13 protein-coding genes and 1 pseudogene are annotated in these 16,007 nt (G+C 71.8%); 10 read left to right on the top strand and 4 right to left on the bottom strand.

The window, feature by feature from the left end; all coding sequences use genetic code 11:
• Positions 1-61 precede the first annotated feature (61 nt).
• Positions 62-262 (top strand): annotated as a pseudogene (locus ACZ79I_RS19665) (NAD-binding protein); the annotation flags it as partial.
• 141 nt (positions 263-403) lie between these two features.
• Positions 404-1,384, top strand: a complete 981-nt coding sequence (locus ACZ79I_RS19660; RefSeq protein WP_471505092.1) for an NAD(P)H-quinone oxidoreductase — start codon at positions 404-406, stop codon at positions 1,382-1,384.
• A 40-nt stretch (positions 1,385-1,424) separates the two neighbouring features.
• On the opposite strand, the gene ACZ79I_RS19655 is transcribed toward ACZ79I_RS19660, so the two are convergent.
• Positions 1,425-1,748 carry a hypothetical protein gene (locus tag ACZ79I_RS19655; RefSeq protein WP_471498813.1) on the bottom strand — a complete coding sequence of 108 codons (324 nt, stop codon included), beginning with the start codon at positions 1,746-1,748 and terminating at the stop codon, positions 1,425-1,427.
• A gap of 813 nt (positions 1,749-2,561) precedes the next feature.
• Between ACZ79I_RS19655 and ACZ79I_RS19650 the strand changes: the two genes are divergently transcribed.
• Positions 2,562-3,128, top strand: coding sequence for a PadR family transcriptional regulator (locus ACZ79I_RS19650; protein ID WP_471498812.1), 567 nt, complete (start codon positions 2,562-2,564; stop codon positions 3,126-3,128).
• A 78-nt stretch (positions 3,129-3,206) separates the two neighbouring features.
• Positions 3,207-3,752, top strand: coding sequence for a bacterial proteasome activator family protein (locus ACZ79I_RS19645; protein ID WP_381091006.1), 546 nt, complete (start codon positions 3,207-3,209; stop codon positions 3,750-3,752).
• A gap of 114 nt (positions 3,753-3,866) precedes the next feature.
• On the opposite strand, the gene ACZ79I_RS19640 is transcribed toward ACZ79I_RS19645, so the two are convergent.
• The gene (locus tag ACZ79I_RS19640; protein WP_471505089.1) at positions 3,867-5,501 is read right to left on the bottom strand and encodes a protein kinase domain-containing protein; all 1,635 of its coding nucleotides are present in this window, start codon (positions 5,499-5,501) and stop codon (positions 3,867-3,869) included.
• A gap of 379 nt (positions 5,502-5,880) precedes the next feature.
• Here ACZ79I_RS19640 and ACZ79I_RS19635 point away from each other — a divergent pair, with 379 nt between their 5' ends.
• Positions 5,881-7,428: a protein kinase domain-containing protein gene (locus ACZ79I_RS19635; protein ID WP_471498811.1), complete on the top strand. Its 1,548-nt coding sequence runs from the start codon at positions 5,881-5,883 to the stop codon at positions 7,426-7,428.
• An 87-nt stretch (positions 7,429-7,515) separates the two neighbouring features.
• On the opposite strand, the gene ACZ79I_RS19630 is transcribed toward ACZ79I_RS19635, so the two are convergent.
• Positions 7,516-8,526 (bottom strand): phosphotransferase, encoded by a 1,011-nt coding sequence (locus ACZ79I_RS19630; protein WP_471505086.1) that lies wholly within the window; start codon positions 8,524-8,526, stop codon positions 7,516-7,518.
• Between the two features lie 576 nt (positions 8,527-9,102).
• Between ACZ79I_RS19630 and pdhA the strand changes: the two genes are divergently transcribed.
• The 3 genes from pdhA to ACZ79I_RS19615 are packed head-to-tail and all read left to right on the top strand — an operon-like array spanning position 9,103 to position 12,704.
• A complete protein-coding gene (pdhA, locus tag ACZ79I_RS19625) occupies positions 9,103-10,314 on the top strand; it encodes a pyruvate dehydrogenase (acetyl-transferring) E1 component subunit alpha (RefSeq protein ID WP_471498810.1) in 1,212 nt (403 codons plus the stop codon).
• A gap of 1 nt (position 10,315) precedes the next feature.
• Positions 10,316-11,293, top strand: a complete 978-nt coding sequence (locus ACZ79I_RS19620) for an alpha-ketoacid dehydrogenase subunit beta (RefSeq protein WP_471498809.1) — start codon at positions 10,316-10,318, stop codon at positions 11,291-11,293.
• 10 nt (positions 11,294-11,303) lie between these two features.
• Positions 11,304-12,704: a dihydrolipoamide acetyltransferase family protein gene (locus ACZ79I_RS19615; protein WP_471498808.1), complete on the top strand. Its 1,401-nt coding sequence runs from the start codon at positions 11,304-11,306 to the stop codon at positions 12,702-12,704.
• A 91-nt stretch (positions 12,705-12,795) separates the two neighbouring features.
• Here the strand turns inward: ACZ79I_RS19615 and ACZ79I_RS19610 are convergent, their stop codons facing one another.
• Complete coding sequence (locus ACZ79I_RS19610) at positions 12,796-13,668, bottom strand: D-alanyl-D-alanine carboxypeptidase family protein (protein WP_471498807.1); 873 nt, start codon at positions 13,666-13,668, stop codon at positions 12,796-12,798.
• Between the two features lie 227 nt (positions 13,669-13,895).
• Here ACZ79I_RS19610 and ACZ79I_RS19605 point away from each other — a divergent pair, with 227 nt between their 5' ends.
• Both ACZ79I_RS19605 and ACZ79I_RS19600 read left to right on the top strand, forming a co-directional pair.
• On the top strand, positions 13,896-14,621 hold the full coding sequence (locus ACZ79I_RS19605; protein ID WP_471498806.1) for a GntR family transcriptional regulator: 726 nt from the start codon (positions 13,896-13,898) through the stop codon (positions 14,619-14,621).
• On the top strand, positions 14,618-15,934 hold the full coding sequence (locus ACZ79I_RS19600; RefSeq protein ID WP_471498805.1) for an MFS transporter: 1,317 nt from the start codon (positions 14,618-14,620) through the stop codon (positions 15,932-15,934). The genes ACZ79I_RS19605 and ACZ79I_RS19600 overlap by 4 nt, the downstream gene beginning before the upstream one ends.
• Positions 15,935-16,007 lie beyond the last annotated feature (73 nt).

The raw sequence follows: 16,007 nt of genomic DNA, 5'->3' as shown, positions 1-16,007 counted from the left end.
ACTTCCGGGCCGGGACGTGATCGCCCGCCGGCCGGACGAACATCTCGTCAGTCACCGGGTGAGGCTTCCACGGCAGATCATCGCCACGCAGCGGGACGACACGGCCGTTCTCGTCACGCTGACCGCCCGCCGGCTCAACCGCGCGGCGAAGATCGTGGCGGCGGTGCGGGACGAGGAGAACGCTCCGCTGCTGCGGCAGTCCGGCGCCGACGTGGTGATCACCAGTGCCAGTGCCGCCGGACGGCTCCTCGGCCTCTCCGTGCACGATCGTGCGGGCCTCGCCGGGCACACAGGTGGCGCCGCAGACCCGACCGCTGCCACGGGACTGAGACGGCAGCGACCGGGGTGTGCGGCTGACGGGGCTCACTCCTGCTCAGCCCAGAGGACCGGTAGCGTCGGTCCCATGCATGCGATCAGCATCCCTGAACCGGGCGGACCCGAGGCGTTGGTGTGGGCCGAGGTCCCCGATCCCCTACCCGCCGAGGGCGAGGTGCTGGTCGACGTGGTGGCCAGTGCCGTCAACCGCGCCGACCTCCTCCAGCGGCAGGGCCTCTACAGCCCGCCGCCCGGTGCGTCCCCGTACCCCGGGCTCGAATGCTCCGGGCGGATCGCCGCGCTCGGCCCCGGCGTCTCGGGATGGGCCGTCGGCGACGAGGTGTGCGCGCTGCTGGCGGGCGGCGGGTACGCGGAGAAGGTCGCCGTCCCGGCCGGGCAGCTGCTGCCCGTGCCCGAGGGCATCGATGTGCGGCAGGCGGCGGCGCTGCCCGAGGTGACCTGCACGGTCTGGTCGAACGTGTTCATGGTCGCCCACCTGCGGCCGGGTGAGACGCTGCTCGTGCACGGCGGGTCCAGCGGCATCGGCACGATGGCGATCCAGCTGGCCAAGGCGGTGGGCGCGAAGGTCGCGGTCACGGCCGGCAGCAAGGAGAAGCTGGACCACTGCGCCGAACTGGGCGCGGACGTGCTGATCAACTACCGCGAGCAGGACTTCGTGGAGGAGATCCGGCAGGCCACGGCGGGGGCGGGCGCGGACGTCATCCTCGACAACATGGGCGCGAAGTACCTGGACCGCAATGTGCGGGCGCTCGCGGTGAACGGCCGGCTCGCGATCATCGGCCTGCAGGGCGGGGTGAAGGGCGAGCTGAACATCAACACGCTGCTGCGGAAGCAGGCGGCGATCACCGCGACCTCGCTGCGGGCGCGGCCGCTGGGTGAGAAGGCGTCGATCGTGGCGGCGGTGCGGGAACACGTGTGGCCGTTGATCGGCTCCGGGCATGTCCGCCCGGTCGTCGACCGCGAACTGCCGATGAGTGACGCGGCCACGGCCCACCGGGTGCTGGACGAGAGCGGGCACATCGGGAAGGTGCTGCTGGTGGTGCCCTGAGCGTGCCGCTGCCGAGTCGGTGCCCCGTCGGGGGCTTCGGCTACTCCCGGCGCAGCCGCAGGGCGAGAAGCGCGATCGCGAGGCCGAGACCGACGAGGATCAGGCCGCTGCCGAGGGGCAGTGTCTCCACCACGGGTTGAGAGGCGGCGGCCTGCCGGGCGGGGCCGGCGGAATGCGGGCGGGGGGCCGGGGAGGTCGCCGCGAGGCCGGCCGGACCGGTGGAGGGGTCGATGCCCGGATCAGGTGCCCCGGTGCCGCGGTCCGTCGGTTCCGGCGTCCGGTCCGGGATCGTCGGATCCTCGTCGGTGTACGCCGGCTCGTCCTCCGCGTTCTCGGGTTCGGGGTCCGGTCTCCCGGGCCGCACCCGTCCCTCTCCGGCCCGGCTTCCCGCGCTGGAGGGGCCGACGGAGGGCCGGGTGGCGGACGGGCGGGCGGCGGAGCGCTCCCGGGCGGAGCGATGTCTGGGGGAGCCGGACGCGGCGTGCTCCGGGTGGGATATCCGCGGGTGCCGGGCGGGGTCCCGGTGCCCGGGGTCACCGGACGGTGCCCTGGCGGGCGTAGCGTGCCGGGAGCCGGGCGAAGGGGCCGGGGGTGCGGTGCGGTGTTTCGGCTCGTGCGCGACCCGGGTGATGTCCGTTCGCGGTGCGGCCGCGTGACGGACGGGGCCGGTGAGTGGACCGGCGACGGGACCGGCGATGGGACCGGTGAGTGGACCGGCGACGGGACCGGCGATGGGGCCGGTGAGTGGACCAGCCGCGTACGGGGGCCGTGGGGCGTCGGCCGGCTGAGCGGCGTGACGGGTCTGGGCGGGCCGGCCGGACGGAGGGTATTGGCCGGACGGGGCGGTGTCCGTGGAGGCGACGGCGTACGAGGCGGGCCGGAGCACGGGACCGGGCCCGGTCCCGTACGCGGTGGATATGCCGAACGCGCCGAAGACGGCCGTCGTCGTGAGGACCGGTGGCAGGACGGCCGCACGGAGCGTGCGGGCCGTGGTCGGTGTGCGGAGCCATGGCGTCAAGCGCGTGACCCCCTCCGGTGATCGGGCGGCAAGATCAACGGCACAAGCGTCACACGGACTGCGGCGCCCGGCATCTCGGCCGCCGGCCCCGCGCGACCGCGCCGCCACGTCGGCGGCCCCGGCTGGCACTCCCCCGCCCGACCCGCTACAGATACCGGCATGTCGATACGCCACGGTCTGCTGGCGCTGCTGGAGCGGGGTCCCCGCCATGGCGCCAGGCTGCGCGCCGAGCTGGAGGCGCGGACCGGAGCGGTGTGGAGACTGGAGGCCGGGCAGGTCTGCACGGCTTTGGCACGACTGGAGCGCGACGGGCTGGTCGTCCAGCAGGGCCGGGATCCGAAGGGGCGCGTGGTGTACGCGATCAGCGACGCCGGGCGGGGCGAGGTGCGCGACTGGTACGCCCGTCCGGTGGAACGCACGGGGCCGCCGCGCGACGAGCTGGTGATCAAGCTGTCCATGGCCTTCGGGGCGTCCGGGGTCGACGTACGGGCCGTGGTCGACGTACAGCGCCGGCATCTGAGGGAGGCGCTGCGGGAGTACACCCGGCTGCGCTGCGAGGCCCTCGCCGAGCCGCCCGCCCACCAGGACGAGGTCGCCCGGCTGCTCGTCCTGGAACAGCTGGTGCTGCACACCGAGGCCGAGCTTCTCTGGCTCGACCACTGCGTGGTGAGACTGCAGCGCCTCGCCGGGACAGCGGCGGCGCAACCCCCTCCGCAGCCCGCCTGAGGGCGGCGGACACCCGTGGAGCGCTTCCGGTGGGGGGCGTCCGGGTGATGCGGTACCCGGGTGCGAGACAATGACGCCATGGAGATGCCGAGGAACGAAAGGTCGTCGGAGAACCCCCAGAAGATCCTGGTCGTGGGCCAGGACGGGATGGCTCTCGGCGGCACCGGAGATGACGACTCCCGCGAGGTCCCGGTGACGGAGCAGGTGGAGCAGCCCGCGAAGGTCATGCGCATCGGCAGCATGATCAAGCAGTTGCTGGAGGAGGTGCGTGCCGCTCCTCTCGACGAGGCGAGCCGTCAGCGCCTGAAGGAGATCCACGCCAGCTCGGTGAAGGAGCTGGAGGACGGCCTCGCCCCCGAACTCGTCGAGGAGCTTGAGCGGATCTCCCTGCCCTTCACCGACGAGACGATCCCGAGCGACGCGGAACTCCGCATCGCCCAGGCCCAGTTGGTGGGCTGGCTGGAGGGACTCTTCCACGGGATCCAGACCACCCTGTTCGCCCAGCAGATGGCGGCGCGGGCCCAGCTGGAGCAGATGCGCCGCGCCCTCCCGCCCGGCGTCGGGGTGCCCGAGGGCGAGGAGGACCGCCGCGCGGGCGGCCGCACGGGCGGCCCGTACCTGTAGCGGGCGGCCCGTACCTGTAGCGGGCGGCCCGTACCCGTAGAGCCCGGCCGGTCATGCGCGGGGCCCGGCACCACCGAGGTGCCGGGCCCCGCGCAACGTGGGATCAGGGGCGGCTCAGGAGGGGTTGCCGGTCGACACCTTGAGTTCGATCTCCGGCATGTTCTTCGGGTCGACGTCCGTACCGGCCGACGGGAACTGGTCCGTGATCATGTCCTGGCCCCAGGTGTTCTCGTCGACGGGGGTGACCTTCATCTGCCATCCCGCCGCCTGGAAGCAGCTCTTCACCGAGCCGAGGTACTTGTAGGTGAAGTCCGGGACCCGGATCTTCTTCGGGTCGTTGTACGACTCGTCCGGCTCCGTGCACTTCGTCGTCTCGATGGTCTTCGTGGTGTCCGGGCCCTTGTGACCCGCGACCGCCGAGGCGGAGGCGCTGGGGCTGCTGCCGCCGCCCCCGGAGCCGCCGCCGTTGCCGTTCAGCGACAGCGCGGTGATCAGGCCGCCGATCGCGGCCAGCGCGACCACGATCGAACCGATGATCACGGCGCGGTTGTTCTTCCCGCCCGAGCCGCCGGTCGCCGGGACTGGGGACTGCGGGGTGATGTTGTACGGCGGCGGGGTCGCCGCGGACTGCTGGGGGGCGTACGCGGCGGTCGGCTGCGGCGTCGGGTAGCCGCCCTGCTGCGGGTAGCCGTACGCGGGTGACTGGGGCGGCACGGGCGTCGGGCTGCCGTACGGGCCGGGCTGGTAGGGCGTCTGCACGGGCCCGGGCGGGGCCGACACCGACTGGTCGACGGGCGGGAAGACCGCGGAGCTCACCCCGGCGCCGCTCGACGTCTGCGCTCCCGGCACGATGCTCGGTGTGGCGGCCGTGAAGGACGCCGCCACGCGCAGGCACTCGTCGCGCATCGCCTCGGCGCTCGGGAACCGCTCGTTCGGGTTCTTCTTCAGCGCGCGGGCGACGAGCGCGTCCACCGCGGGCGGCAGCGAACGGTTGATCGAGGAGGGGGCGACCGGCTCCTCCTGCACGTGTGCGTATGCGATCGCCAGCGGCGAGTCCGCCTCGAACGGCAGCCGTCCGGTGACGAGTTGGAAGAGCATGATGCCGACCGAGTACAGGTCGGAGCGCGCGTCCACCCCTCGGCCGAGGGCCTGCTCGGGCGACAGGTACTGCGGTGTGCCGACCACCATGCCCGTCTGGGTCATCGAGGTGACGCCGGACTGCATGGCGCGGGCGATGCCGAAGTCCATCACCTTGACGACGTTCCGCTTCGTCACCATCACATTGCCCGGCTTGATGTCCCGGTGGACCAGGCCCATTTCATGGCTGATCTCCAGGGCCGCCAGCACGTCCGCGGTGACCTTCAGCGCCTTGTCCGCCGGCATCGCGCCGTACTGCCGGATGTCCGCGTCGAGGACGGAGCCGAGCGGCTTGCCCTCGATGTACTCCATGACGATGTACGGGGTCGTCATCCCGTCGATCTCGTCCTCGCCGGTGTCGAAGACCGAGACGATGTTCGTGTGCGTGAGCTTCGCCACGGACTGCGCCTCACGGCGGAACCGCTCCCGGAACGCCTGTTCACGGCCCAGCTCGGTGTGGAGTGTCTTGATCGCGACCTGACGGTCGAGCACCGTGTCGTACGCGAGATGCACCGAGGCCATGCCGCCCTCGCCGAGCAAGTCGCGCAACTGGTAGCGGCCGCCGGCGACCGATCGCCCCGCATACCAGCCCTGTGCGCCGTCCTGGCTCATCTTCTGCGTCCCCCATCGGCGCGGCGGCAGCGGCTGATCGTGCTCCCGCGGTCCGTGATCCATGTCCTGTGGCTTCGGCGATCGACAGCGAGGTTCCGTGATCGACTGGCCCATTCCCGGCCAAGTCTGCCCCAGGACAGTGACACGTCAAGCGCGGTGCCCGTTCCGTGACCGTACGCGAAAGAAGCGTCGCGGAAGCGTTACAGCGCACGTACCGCCGGTACACAGGATTTGCACGCGGGACCCAGCACAGGGTTTGATGGCCCGTCCGTCTCGACCCCTTCTCGCAACGGAGCCTCGCGCGAAGCCTGTAGCGTGGTCCGTCGGAGACCGTACCAACCACCGCGCGGACCGCGGGCAGAAACGACGGCGAGGACCGATGGCACAGACGCAGCGCGCCCAGGGCCCGTCCGACCCCGAGGCGACTGGCGGCGGGATGTCGGACGCGCCGGAGACGTGGGGCAACGGCGGACTTGTCGGGGACGGCCGGTACCGGCTGACCCGCAGACTCGGCCGGGGCGGCATGGCCGAGGTGTTCGCCGCCGAGGACGTGCGCCTGGGCCGGACGGTCGCGGTCAAGCTGCTGCGGTCCGACCTCGCCGAGGACCCGGTCTCCAAGGCCCGGTTCACGCGCGAGGCGCAGTCGGTGGCCGGGCTCAACCACCATGCGATCGTCGCCGTGTACGACTCGGGCGAGGACCATGTGGGCGGCCAGTCGGTGCCGTACATCGTGATGGAGCTGGTCGAGGGCCGTACGATCCGCGATCTGCTGATCAACGCCGAGGCGCCCGGACCCGAGCAGGCCCTCATCATCGTCTCGGGTGTCCTGGAGGCGCTGGCCTACTCGCACCAGCACGGCATCGTGCACCGCGACATCAAGCCGGCGAACGTCATCATCACCGACAACGGCGCCGTGAAGGTGATGGACTTCGGCATCGCGCGCGCCCTGCACGGGGCGTCCACCACGATGACGCAGACCGGCATGGTCATGGGCACGCCGCAGTACCTCTCCCCGGAACAGGCGCTCGGCAAGGCCGTCGACCACCGCTCCGACCTGTATGCGACGGGCTGTCTGCTGTACGAACTGCTCGCGCTGCGGCCCCCGTTCGTGGGCGAGACACCGCTGTCCGTGGTCTACCAGCACGTCCAGGACATCCCGGCGCCGCCGTCCCAGACCTCGGACGGGTGTCCGCCCGAGCTGGACGGCCTGGTGATGCGCTCGCTCGCGAAAGAGCCGGACGACCGGTTCCAGACCGCCGAGGAGATGCGCGGGCTGGTCCAGTACGCGCTGCAGATGCTGTATGACCAGGGCGGCCACACCGGCACCTGGAACACCGGCCCCGTGGAGATGCACGACGGCCGGCACACACCGGCGGCGGGCTTCGCCGGCACGACGGTGCTGCCGCACCCCGCGGGCTCCTCGGGAACCACCCAGATCCCGCAGCCGATCCTGCCCGCGGGCTACGGCTCCGGGGACGACGGCGGCTTCGAGGGGCACGGCAACCGGGGCAGTGGCCGCGGCAGGCTGTGGATCCTCGCGGTCCTCGCGGTCATCGCCATCGCGGCGGGCGTGGCGCTGGCGCTCAACAACACCCAGGGGAAGGGCGGAGGCGCGGGCACCACGCAGTCGCCGACCCCCACGAAGTCCCAGGAGAACACGCAGTCCAGCGAGACGCCGACGGACCAGGCCACCGAGTCGTCCCCGAGTGACAGTGCGGACACGGGCGGCGGGTCGGAGTACACGCCCTCGTACACGCCGTCCCAGAGCTACAGCGAGCCGCCGGCCCAGCCGTCCACGACGCCGGACCAGCCGACCGACCAGCCGACGCAGACGACCCCCACGGACCAGCCGACGGACTCGCCCACGGGCGGCGGCTCCGACCCGGCGTCGGCGCCCGCCACCACGGGCGGCCCGCAGTTCCCCTGACGGTGCGGCACGGGCCGCGCCGCAACGGCCTCCACGCGCGTACGGTGCGGGTGCGCCCCGGCTGCGGGGCCGGGTCCGCGCCCGGGCTCAGCGGGTGAACGCCTCGCGCACCGCGTCGTACTCGCGCGTCCACCACACGGCCAGGGCCGAGGCCGCCGGGAACTGGGAGTCCGCGCGGGTGTCGCCGCGCTCGTAGCGCCAGCGCAGCATCCAGAAGTCGTTGAGCCGCTCCCACCACACCCGGTGGACGGCGGCGGCGAGTTCGGAGGGTGTGGCGCCCGCGGCACGGCGGTACGCGCGCGCGTAGGACCGTACCCTCGCGAGGTCGAGCGCGCCGACGGGGCGTACGAAGAAGATCGCCGCGGCCCGTACCGCCTCCTCCGCGCGGGGCTGCACGCCGAGCCGGTCCCAGTCGACGATCGCGGCGGGCGTGTCCCCCCGGTAGAGCAGGTTGAAGGGGTGGAAGTCGCCGTGCACCCACCCCACCGGGCCACCCCGCGGCGGCCGCCGGTGCGCGTGCCGCCGCAGCAGCGCACGCCGCTCCAGCAGACGGTGCCGGGCCAGTTCGTCGAAGGCGTCGGCGGGCCGGTGCCCGCGTACCCGGCGCAGCAGGGCGTCGATGAGCGCGAAGGTGTCGGCGGGATCGGCGCTCCGGGAGTGCGCGCCGGGCGCGGACCGAGCGCGGGAGCACGGCATGACCCGCTCCAGGCTCGCGTGCACCACCCCCAGGAGCGCCCCCAGCCGTCCGCACTGCTCCGTCGTGAGCTGGCCGCCGTGCCGGTGCCGTCCGTCGACCCACGGGTACAGGGCGTACGCGTGGCCGCCGACGACCGCGACGGTACGGCCGTCGCGGCGGGCCAGCGGCGGCGCCACCGGGACGCCGAGGTCGGCCAGCCGCCGGGTGGCGCGGTGCTGGCGGGCGATCGCCGCGGGGGCGGCGGTCTCCGGGTCGAAGTGGTGCTTGAGGAAGTAGCGGCCGCGCGTGGTGCGGAGCCGGTAGCCGCGGTTGAGCAGCCCCTGCTCGACGGGCTCGCAGGCCAGCGGGGACCCGGCGGCGTACTGGCGGAGGAGGGCGCCCACAGGGGGCGCGTGATGCACGGGGGGTGGTACGGATGAGCGCGGCACGCGGCAGAGGGTAGGGCACCAGACGGCCCTGTGAGCTGCGGTTTGTGACAGAAAGTCGCAACCGGTCACATGGTGTTCCCGAACGTGATCACAGGGCATGCGGTCCGGTCGCAGAGCGTGCGTTCCGGTCACGATGCGTGCGGTGTGATCAGCCGCGCGTAGCGGGTGGCGCGCTGTCCGTGAGGGCGGCGGCGCGTCGGCCGCGCCACACCGGATGACGTCTTCCCGTGCTCCAGGTGAGCGGGATAACGTGCCGTTGTTCCGGCCCCCTGCAAGGCTGTGACCAGCGCCTGTTCCCGACTTGCTCGATTTACTTGGAAATCCAAGCAAAATCCCAGCTCAGGAGGGGTTTCACAGAAATGTGGAGCACTGGGTAACGTGCCTTCTGCAGGGCGCTCGCCGGGGCACCTGTCACGTCTGTCTCGAACGAGTCGCACCCACCCTGTGCGTCCGTGAGCTGCAGGCGAGCCGCTCCCCAAGGTCCGGAACGGGCCGAGGGGACCCCAGGCACCCGGCGAACCCGGGGGCCGGACCGACGGAGGAGCACACGTGACCGTGGAGAGCACTGCCGCGCGCAAGCCGCGACGCAGCGCCGGAAAGGCCGGCACCACCGGCAGCAAGCGCACCGCCCGCACGACGCCCGGGAAGGAATCGCAGCCGGACCTCGTCCAGCTGCTGACGCCCGAGGGCCTGCGGATCGAGAACACCGCGTACGACCCGTATGTCGAGGACATCACCCCCGAGCAGCTCCGCGGTCTGTACCGGGACATGGTGCTGACCCGCCGCTTCGACGCCGAGGCCACCGCCCTGCAGCGCCAGGGCGAGCTGGGTCTGTGGGCCTCCCTGCTCGGCCAGGAGGCCGCCCAGATCGGCTCCGGTCGGGCCCTGGACGACGAGGACTACGTCTTCCCGACCTACCGCGAGCACGGCGTCGCCTGGTGCCGCGGGGTCGACCCCACCAATCTGCTCGGCATGTTCCGCGGCGTGAACAACGGCGGCTGGGACCCGAACAGCAACAACTTCCACCTCTACACGATCGTCATCGGCTCGCAGACGCTGCACGCCACCGGCTACGCCATGGGCGTCGCCAAGGACGGTGCCGACTCGGCCGTGATCGCGTACTTCGGCGACGGTGCCTCCAGCCAGGGCGATGTCGCGGAGTCCTTCACCTTCGCCGCGGTCTACAACGCCCCCGTCGTCTTCTTCTGCCAGAACAACCAGTGGGCGATCTCCGAGCCCACCGAGAAGCAGACCCGTGTGCCGCTCTACCAGCGCGCGCAGGGCTTCGGCTTCCCCGGCGTGCGCGTGGACGGCAACGACGTCCTGGCCTGCCTGGCCGTCACCAAGTGGGCGCTGGAGCGGGCGCGCAACGGCGAGGGGCCGACCCTGGTCGAGGCGTTCACGTACCGCATGGGCGCCCACACCACCTCCGACGACCCGACCCGCTACCGCCACGACGACGAGCGGGCCGCCTGGGAGGCGAAGGACCCGATCGCCCGTCTGCGCGCCTACCTCGAGGCCTCGGGCCACGCGGACGAGGGATTCTTCGCGGAACTAGAGGCGGAGAGCGAGGCGTTGGGAAGGCGGGTACGCGAGGCGGTCCGCGCCATGCCGGACCCGGACCACTTCGCGATCTTCGAGAACGTGTACGCGGACGGGCACGCGCTCGTCGACGAGGAGCGGGCGCAGTTCGCCGCCTACCAGGCGTCGTTCGCGACCGAGTCCGACAGCGGCGTCGCCGCGGCAGAAGGGGGACGGTGACATGGCCGAGAAGATGGCGCTCGCCAAGGCGATCAACGAGTCGCTGCGCAAGGCCCTGGAGTCGGACCCCAAGGTCCTGGTGATGGGCGAGGACGTGGGCAAGCTCGGCGGCGTCTTCCGCGTCACCGACGGCCTGCAGAAGGACTTCGGCGAGGAGCGGGTCATCGACACCCCGCTCGCCGAGTCGGGCATCGTCGGCACGGCGATCGGCCTCGCGCTGCGCGGGTACCGCCCGGTGGTCGAGATCCAGTTCGACGGCTTTGTGTTCCCGGCGTACGACCAGATCGTCACGCAGCTGGCGAAGATGCACGCCCGCTCGCTGGGCACGGTCAAGCTCCCCGTCGTCGTCCGTATCCCCTACGGCGGCGGCATCGGGGCGGTCGAGCACCACAGCGAGTCGCCCGAGGCGCTGTTCGCGCATGTGGCCGGCCTGAAGATCGTCTCTCCCTCGAACGCGTCGGACGCCTACTGGATGATGCAGCAGGCGATCCAGAGCGACGACCCGGTCATCTTCTTCGAGCCGAAGCGGCGCTACTGGGACAAGGCCGAGGTCGACCCGGAGGCGATCCCCGGACCCCTGCACAAGGCGCGCGTGGTGCGCGAGGGCACGGACCTGACGCTCGCCGCGTACGGTCCGATGGTGAAGGTCTGCCAGGAGGCCGCGGCCGCCGCCCAGGAGGAGGGCAGGTCCCTGGAGGTGCTGGACCTGCGCTCGGTCTCCCCGCTCGACTTCGACACCCTCCAGGCGTCGGTGGAGAAGACCCGCCGCCTGGTCGTGGTGCACGAGGCGCCGGTGTTCTTCGGTTCGGGCGCGGAGATCGCCGCCCGAATCACGGAGCGGTGCTTCTACCACCTGGAGGCGCCCGTGCTGCGGGTCGGCGGCTATCACGCCCCGTACCCGCCGGCGCGGCTGGAGGAGGAGTACCTGCCGGGGCTGGACCGGGTGCTCGACGCCGTCGACCGCGCCCTGGCGTACTGAGGAGAGGGTCGTGACGACGATGACTGAGGCGTCCGTGCGTGAGTTCAAGATGCCCGACGTGGGCGAGGGACTGACCGAGGCCGAGATCCTCAAGTGGTACGTGCAGCCCGGTGACTCCGTCACCGACGGGCAGGTCGTCTGCGAGGTGGAGACGGCGAAGGCGGCCGTCGAACTGCCCATCCCGTACGACGGGGTGGTCCGCGAACTGCACTTCCCCGAGGGCACCACGGTGGACGTGGGCACCCCGATCATCGCGGTGGACGTCATAGGGGCTGCCCCCGCCGGGGAGACGGCCGCGACCGCCGGGACGCCCGCGGCCGCCGGGACGCCCGCGGCCCCGGGGCCCGCGGCCGAGGAGAAGCCCGCGCAGGAGGGCCGCAAGCCGGTCCTCGTCGGCTACGGCGTCGCGGAGACCTCCACGAAGCGCCGCCCGCGCAAGACGGTTCCGGCACCCGTGGAGGAGCCCCCGCCGCCGGCCGCGCCGGCCGAGGGCGACCTGAACGGCCACGGCGGGCAGGTGCGCCCGCTCGCGAAGCCGCCGGTGCGCAAGCTCGCCAAGGACCTGGGCGTCGATCTGGCGACGGTGACGCCGTCGGGTCCGGACGGGATCATCACCCGTGAGGACGTGCACGCGGCCGTGGCACCCCCACCGGCCCCCGAGGCGCCCGCCGCCGTCGTGGCGCCGGCGCCGGCGGTGACGTACGACGGCGGACGCGAGACCCGTGTCCCCATCAAGGGGGTCCGCAAGGCCACCGCACAGGCCGTGGCCGGGTCGGCGTTCACCGCGCCGCACGTCACGGAGTTCGTCACGGTCGACGTGACCCGCACGATGCGGCTGGTCGAGGAACTCAAGCAGGACAAGGACCTGCAGGGTCTGCGCGTCAACCCGCTGCTCCTCATCGCCAAGGCGTTGCTGGTGGCGGTCAAGCGGAACCCGGACATCAACGCGTCCTGGGACGAGGCGAACCAGGAGATCGTCCGCAAGCACTATGTGAACCTGGGCATCGCGGCCGCGACCCCGCGCGGTCTGATCGTGCCGAACATCAAGGACGCGCACGAGAAGACGCTGCCGCAACTGGCCGAGGCGCTCGGCGAGCTGGTGGCCACCGCCCGTGAGGGCAGGACGTCCCCGGCGGCGATGCAGGGCGGCACGATCACCATCACCAACGTGGGCGTGTTCGGCGTCGACACCGGGACGCCGATCCTCAACCCGGGCGAGTCGGCGATCCTCGCGGTCGGTGCCATCAAGCTCCAGCCGTGGGTGCACAAGGGCAAGGTCAAGCCGCGCCAGGTCACCACTCTGGCGCTCAGCTTCGACCACCGCCTGGTCGACGGAGAGCTGGGCTCGAAGGTCCTCGCGGACGTGGCGGCCGTGCTGGAACGGCCGAAGCGCCTGATCACCTGGGCCTAGCCGCTCAGGAGCCCCGGTACGGCGAAGGGGCCGGCCGCCGGACCCCGAGGTCCGCGGCCGGCCCCTTCGCACTGCCGTGCGGGGCGGGACGTCAGACGGCGAAGCCGTAGTCCAGCAGCTTCTTCGCGTCCGCCGTGCGGTTGCTCACCGACGTGGACGCCAGGACCGTACCGATGATCGTCTTGCCCTTGCGGGTCGCGGCGAAGACCAGGCAGTACTTGGCCTCCGGTCCGGAGCCCGTCTTCACACCGATCGCGCCGCTGTAGGTGCCGAGCAGCGGGTTGGTGTTGCTCCAGCTGTAGTAGCGGTAGCCGCCGCTCTTGGTGGTCACCTTCTGCTTCGTGGACTTCGTGTTCACGACCGCGCGGAAGGTCGAGTTCTTCATGGCGCTGCTCGCGATCTTCGTCAGATCGCGGGGCGTCGAGTAGTTGTTGCCGTTGCCGATGCCGTCGAACGAGTCGAAGTGCGTGTTCTTCAGATTGAGGCTCTTGGCGGCGCTGTTCATCTTGCCGATGAACGACTTCACGCGCGCGGCGCGCGTCGAGCCGGAACCGAACTTGTCCGCGAGGGCGTAGGCCGCGTCGCAGCCGGAGGGCAGCATCAGCCCGTACAGCAGCTGGCGGACGGTGACCTTGTCGCCGACGATCAGGTGGGCCTGGGAGGCGTTGTTCGCGACGACGTAGTCGCTGTACGCCTTCTGGATCGTGACCTTCGCGTCCAGGTTCAGGTTCGACTGCGACAGCACCACCTTGGCGGTCATGATCTTGGTGGTGGAGCCGGTGGACAGCTTGGTGTCCGCTGCCTTGGTGAACAGGCTCTTGCCGGTGCCGTCGTTCATCACGAAACCGCCCTTGGCGGTGATCGAGGGCTTCGTGACGGCCTGCGCGGGTGCCGCGGTGAGGACGCCGGCGGTGAGCACGGCTGCGGTGGTGACCGCTGCTGCGGCTGCTCTGCGAACGCGCACGCCCTTAATACCGGTAATCAAGTTGAACGCTCCGATTGCGTCTCTGATGCACTGAATGCATCCACATGCCCCTGGAGGGCGGTCGGATGACTGGCCCGCCCTCTCAAAGAGACATGCGGGAAGCGCAAATGGATGCACGGACGCGGCAACGAATGTGACGGGGGGTGCGCCGGTCCGGATGGTGGACGCTTCTCGGTATGCGTACGTGTTGTATCTATGATGTGCGCATGCCTTCAGCGCCGTCCGCCGCCCCTGCCCCTGCCCCTGCTTCCGCCTCGGCCTCCGCTTCCGCCTCCGCGTCCGAGAGGCTGTCCGCCAAGCAGCCGCCCGCAGCCGACCGCGTCTACGCCCACGTCAAGAGGGGTGTCCTGGAGCGCCGTTACGAGGGCGGGACGCTGCTCACCGAGGGGGAGCTGGCCGAGGAGGCGGGCGTCTCACGGACCCCCGTGCGCGAGGCACTGCTGCGGCTGGAGGTCGAGGGGCTGATCAGGCTCTACCCGAAGAAGGGCGCCCTCGTCCTGCCCGTCTCCGCCCAGGAGATCGCGGACGTCGTCGAGACGCGCCAGCTCGTCGAGGAGCACGCGGCGCGCAAGGCCGTGCCCGCGCCGCCCGGTCTGATCGCCCGTCTGGAGGACCTGCTCGCACGGCAGAAGCAGCAGGCCGCCGCCGGCGATCTGGCCGGGGCGGCGGCCACCGACCGCGCGTTCCACGCCGAGATCGTGCGCAGCGGCGGCAACGAGATCCTCTCCCGTCTGTACGACCAGCTCCGCGACCGCCAGTTGCGGATGGGCGTGGCCGTCATGCACTCGCATCCCGACCGGATCGCCAAGACGCTCCACGAGCACGAGGCGATCCTCGGGGCGCTGCGCTCCGGCGACGCCGAGGCGGCCGTCGACATCGTCCACCGTCACGTCAGCTGGTTCTCCCACCTGGCCCGGGGTGAGGTGCGATGACCTCCCGATCCACCGGTTCCCGCGCCGTCTCCCTGCCCGGTGATCCACCGGGCGGCCGGCGCGCCGTCGCCGTGTGGGCCATAGGCGTCTCGGTCTACTTCGTCGCCGTCATCTTCCGTACGTCGCTGGGCGTGGCCGGACTCGACGCCGTGGACCGCTTCCACGTCCACGCGTCCGCCCTGTCCACCTTCTCGATCCTCCAGCTCCTCGTGTACGCGGGCATGCAGATACCGGTCGGCCTGCTGGTGGACCGGCTCGGCACCAAGAAGGTGCTGGCCATGGGCGCCGTCCTCTTCACGGCCGGCCAGCTGGGGTTCGCGTTCTCCCCGTCGTACGGCACGGCGCTCGCCTCGCGGGCGCTGCTCGGCTGCGGTGACGCGATGACCTTCATCAGCGTGCTGCGGCTCGGGACGCGCTGGTTCCCGGCGCGGCGCGGCCCCATGGTCGCTCAGCTCGCCGGCCTGGTCGGCATGGCGGGCAACCTGGTCTCCACGCTCGTACTGGCCCGGCTGCTGCACGGGGTGGGCTGGACGGCGGCGTTCGGCGGCAGCACGCTCGCCGGGGCCGTCGTGCTCGTCCTGCTCCTGCTCTTCCTGGAGGACCATCCCGAGGGGTACGAGCCGGAGCCGTACCCGCACCGCGGAGCGGCCTACGTGCGGCGCCAGATCGTGGCGTCGTGGAAGGAGCCGGGCACGCGCCTCGGCATGTGGGTGCACTTCACCACGCAGTTCCCGGCGATGGTGTTCCTGCTGCTGTGGGGCCTGCCGTTCCTCGTGCAGGCGCAGGGTCTGTCGCAGGCGACGGCCGGTGAACTCCTCACCCTCGTCGTCCTGTCCAACATGGTCGTCGGCCTGGTCTACGGGCAGATCGTGGCCCGGCACCACGCCGCGCGGCTGCCGCTGGTGCTCGGCACGGTCGGCGTGACGGCAATGCTGTGGGCGGTCACGCTCGCCTACCCGGACCGGCACGCGCCGATGTGGCTGCTGATCACGCTGTGCGTGGTGCTCGGCGCCTGCGGCCCGGCCTCGATGATCGGCTTCGACTTCGCGCGCCCGGCGAATCCGCCGGAGCGTCAGGGCACGGCCTCCGGCATCACCAACATGGGCGGTTTCGTCGCCTCCATGACGACGCTGCTGGCGGTCGGGGTGCTGCTGGACGCCACGGGCGGCGACTACACCGTGGCCTTCTCCGCGGTGTTCGTCCTCCAGGCGCTGGGGCTCGGCCAGATCCTGCGGCTGCGGAAGCAGGCGGCTCGCAGGGAGCGGGAACGGCTGGTGGCGAGCCGGGTGGAGACGGTGCACGTACCGGCGTAGGGGCCGGGCCCGGCCCGGGGGAACGGGCCCGTAGAGCCGGAACGGCGCCGTAGAGCCGGAACGGGGGACCGGG

The sequence above is a fragment of the Streptomyces sp. PSU-S4-23 genome (assembly GCF_055632315.1).
Note: the sequence above shows the minus strand (reverse complement) of the source record. Positions and strands in the feature narration are given on the sequence as shown.

Bases quoted from the DNA above. Each gene is read 5' to 3' on its own strand.
- ACZ79I_RS19660 (WP_471505092.1), top strand. From the start codon at position 404: ATGCATGCGATCAGCATCCCTGAACCGGGCGGACCCGAGGCGTTGGTG.
- ACZ79I_RS19650 (WP_471498812.1), top strand. From the start codon at position 2,562: ATGTCGATACGCCACGGTCTGCTGGCGCTGCTGGAGCGGGGTCCCCGC.
- ACZ79I_RS19645 (WP_381091006.1), top strand. From the start codon at position 3,207: ATGGAGATGCCGAGGAACGAAAGGTCGTCGGAGAACCCCCAGAAGATC.
- ACZ79I_RS19640 (WP_471505089.1), bottom strand. From the start codon at position 5,501: ATGAGCCAGGACGGCGCACAGGGCTGGTATGCGGGGCGATCGGTCGCC.
- ACZ79I_RS19635 (WP_471498811.1), top strand. From the start codon at position 5,881: ATGGCACAGACGCAGCGCGCCCAGGGCCCGTCCGACCCCGAGGCGACT.
- ACZ79I_RS19620 (WP_471498809.1), top strand. From the start codon at position 10,316: ATGGCCGAGAAGATGGCGCTCGCCAAGGCGATCAACGAGTCGCTGCGC.
- ACZ79I_RS19605 (WP_471498806.1), top strand. From the start codon at position 13,896: ATGCCTTCAGCGCCGTCCGCCGCCCCTGCCCCTGCCCCTGCTTCCGCC.
- ACZ79I_RS19600 (WP_471498805.1), top strand. From the start codon at position 14,618: ATGACCTCCCGATCCACCGGTTCCCGCGCCGTCTCCCTGCCCGGTGAT.